The sequence below is a fragment of the Streptomyces sp. NPDC056600 genome (assembly GCF_042792855.1).
Taxonomy (GTDB): domain Bacteria; phylum Actinomycetota; class Actinomycetes; order Streptomycetales; family Streptomycetaceae; genus Streptomyces.
Genome location: NZ_JBHTVQ010000129.1, coordinates 1 through 3,539, shown reverse-complemented (window position 1 = coordinate 3,539; position 3,539 = coordinate 1). Strand labels below are relative to the sequence as shown.

General features: G+C 76.2%; 1 protein-coding gene. It reads right to left on the bottom strand.

Annotated features, from left to right (window positions below; translation table 11 throughout):
- On the bottom strand, window positions 1-3,500 hold a 3,500-nt coding region (locus ACFRAV_RS31265), incomplete at its 3' end, for an SDR family NAD(P)-dependent oxidoreductase (RefSeq protein ID WP_382560977.1).
- Window positions 3,501-3,539: the final 39 nt, after the last annotated feature.

The following is a 3,539-nucleotide window of genomic DNA, read 5'->3' as shown; positions in this document are numbered from 1 at the left end:
GCCGCCAGGTGCAACGCCACCAACGACGACGAGCACGCGGTGTCCACCGTCACCGCCGGCCCCTCCAGACCGAACGTGTACGCCACCCGGCCGGACGCCACACTGCCCGCGCTGCCGCTGACCAGATACCCCTCGGCCTCCTTGGGCGCCTGCGGCGCCTGGTGCAGCCGGGCGCCGTAGTCGCCGTACATCACGCCGGCGAAAACACCCGTCCGCGATCCGCGCAGCGAGGCGGGGGCGATACCGGCCCGCTCGAAGGCCTCCCATGCCGTCTCCAGCAACAGCCGCTGCTGTGGATCGGTGGTCAGGGCCTCCCGGGGACTCATCCCGAAGAAGTCCGCGTCGAAGTCGCCCGCGTCGTACAGGAAACCCCCCTCACGGGAATAGGAGCTGCCGGCGGTCTCCGGGTCCGGGTCGTACAGCGCGGCCAGGTCCCAGCCCCGGTCGGCGGGGAACGGACCGATGGCGTCCGCGCCGGACCTGACGAGCTCCCACAGGTCCTCCGGCGAGGTCACGCCCCCTGGATAGCGGCAGGCCATGGCGACGACCGCGATCGGGTCGTCGGCGATGGACACGGCGGGCAGTGCCGCCGTCGCCTCGGCCGCTGCCCGCGTCCCGCGCAGCTCGGTCAGCAGCCATGCGCTGAGCGCCCCCGGCGTCGGGTGGTCGAAGACGAGGGTGGTGGGCAGTCGCAGCCCGGTGGCGGTGCGCAGCCGGTTGCGGAGTTCGACGGCGCTGAGGGAGTCGAAGCCCAGGTCGCCGAAGGCCCGGTCGCGGGCCACGGTCCTGCCGTCGGCGTGCCCGAGGACGGTGGACACCGCCGTGCGGACCAGTTCCAGCACCTCGCGTTCCGCCTCGGCGAGCGGCAGCGCGGCCAGGCGGGCGGCCGGTGAACCGTGCCCGGCCGTGGCGGTCGCGGCGGCCGCGCGGCGCGGTGCCGGGCGCGCCAGCGAGCGCAGCGGCGCCGGCACCACGGCGTCCGGCGTCTCGAGGGCCGCCAGGGCGAAGCGGGTGGCGACCAGCAGGGCGGTGGGCGTCGCCAACGCCGCGTCGAGCAGCCGCAGGGCCTGCTCGACGGTGAGCGGGGCGAGTCCGCCGCGCGCCAGGCGCGCACGGTCGGCGGGCGTCAGGTGTCCGGCCATGCCGTCACCGGTGTCCCACAGGCCCCAGGCGAGCGAGGTCGCGGGCAGTCCCCGCGCGTGGCGGTGCTGGGCCAGGGCGTCCAGGAAGGCGTTGGCCGCCGCGTAGTTCGCCTGACCGGCCGTGCCCAGGACCCCGGTGACCGAGGAGAACAGGACGAAGGCGTCCAGGTCCAGGTCCGCGGTCAGCTCGTGCAGCAGCAGCGCCGCGTCCGCCTTCGGTCGCAGCACCGCCTCCAGCCGCTCGGGCGTCAGCTCCTCGACGACGCCGTCGTCCAGCACCCCGGCCGCGTGGACGACCGTGGTGACCGGGTGCTCCGGCGGGACGGAGGCGAGCAGCGCGCCGAGTTCGTCGCGGTCGGCCGTGTCGCACGCCGTGAGCCGGACGTGGGCTCCGAGTGCGGTCAGTCGGTCCACCAGTTCCCGCGCGCCCGGGGCGGCAGGCCCGCGCCGGCTGGTCAGCAGCAGACGGCGTGCTCCCCGGCGGGTGACCAGGTGTTCCGCCACCAGCGCGCCGAGCGACCCGGTGGCTCCGGTGAGCAGGACGGTGCCCCGTCCCGGGTCGCGGTCGGCGCCCGCCTGCTCCGGCGCGGACGGCGGGAGCGGCGGGAGCGGCGGGAGCGGCGGGGACGCGATCCGCGCCAGCCGCGGCACCAGTACCTGGCCGCGGCGCACGGCGACCTGCGGTTCGCCGGTGGCCAGGGCGGCGTGCAGTGCCCGCTCCGACTCCGCGGTGCCGTCGGTGTCGACCAGCACGAACCGGCCCGGGTGTTCGCTCTGCGCGGCCCGCACCAGCCCCCACACCGCCGCCGACGCGAGGCCCGGCACGGTGTCCTGCTCGACGGCGGCGCACGCCCCGGTCGTGACGAGGGCGAGCGGTCCGTCCCCCGCGGCGCCGGACGCCAGCCGCTCCTGGACGAGAGCGAGGGCGCGTCCGGCCGCGTCGTGGGCGTCCGCCACGTTCTCGATCCGGGCCACGGCGACGGGTCGCGTCGAGGCGTCCCGCACGGGCGCTGTCGATCCGGCGGGTGCGGGCCTCCACTCCACGGCGTACAGCGGATCAGCCGCCGCCGTCAGCGCCGTTGCGGGCAGCTCGCGCAGGACCACGGAGGCCACGGACAGCACCGGGTCGCCCGCCGGGTCGCGGCACTCCAGCGAGAAGGCGTCCTTCCCCACCGGCTCCAGCCGCACCCGCAGGGTGCGCGCCCCGGTGGCGTGCAGCCGAACGCCCGACCAGGAGAACGGCAGCACCGTCCCCCCGCCGCCGCCGGGGCGCACGGGCAGCAGGTGCAGCGCCGCGTCCAGCAGGGCCGGGTGGAGGGCGAAGCCGGATGTCTCGTCGTGCAGGTGCTCCGGCAGCTCGACCTCTGCCAGCAGTGCCGCGCCACGGTGCCCGGCGGCCCGCACGTTGCGGAACTGCGGCCCGTAGCCGTAGCCCAGGGCGGCGAGCCGGTCGTACACCTCGCCGACGTCCATGGTGACGGCTTCGGCCGAGGGCCACCCGTCGTCCGGTCCGGGACCGGCGGACCCGCCGTCCGCGGCCAGTGCGCCGGACGCGTACCGCACCCAGGGCGCGCCGGTCTCGGGGCGGCCGTGCACGGTGAAGGCCCGCAGACCGTCCGCCTCCGCCTCCACGGTCAGCTGGACCGGCAGCGTTCCTCCGGCGGGCAGGACCAGCGGCGCCTCCAGCGTCAACTCGTCCACCACCGGGAAGCCGGCCTGCTGACCGGCGCGCAGCGCCAGGTCGGCGAAGAGGCTCGCCGGGGCCAGCGCGGTTCCGTCGACCGCGTGGTCGGCCAGCCAGGGCAGCGTGTCGGTCCCGATCTCGCCGGTGAACTGGAGACCGCCGTCGGCGGCGCGCTCGACCGGCTGACCGAGCAGGAGAGCGGCCCCGGACGGCCGGTCGTCGGCCTCCATCCAGTAGCGGCGGTGCTCGAAGGCGTAGGTCGGCAGGTCGGCGGCGGACGCCCGCACCGGCAGCAGGGCCGCCCAGTCGAGGGCCGCGCCCCGGGTGTGCAGGGCGGCGAGCGCGGCACGCACCGTGCGGCCCCCGTCCCGTTCCTTGCGCAGGAGGGGCACCGCGTCATCCGTGAGCGGGGTCAGGACGGCATCGGGCCCGACCTCGAGGAACAGGGTGGCGCCTTGCTCCTTGAGGGTCCCAACGGCGTGGTGGTAGCGCACGGTGCCGCGGATCTGACGGGTCCAGTAGTCCGGCGAAGCCAGCTCCTCGGCCGTCGCGAGCTGACCCATGAGAGTCGAGACGAGGGGGATCCGGGGGGCGTGGAAGGTGAGCCCGGCCGCGACATCACGGAACTCCTCCAGCACCGGCTCCATGTGCGCCGAGTGGAACGCATGGCTCACGGCCAGGCGCCGCGTCCGCCGTCCCAGCTCTGCGAAGTG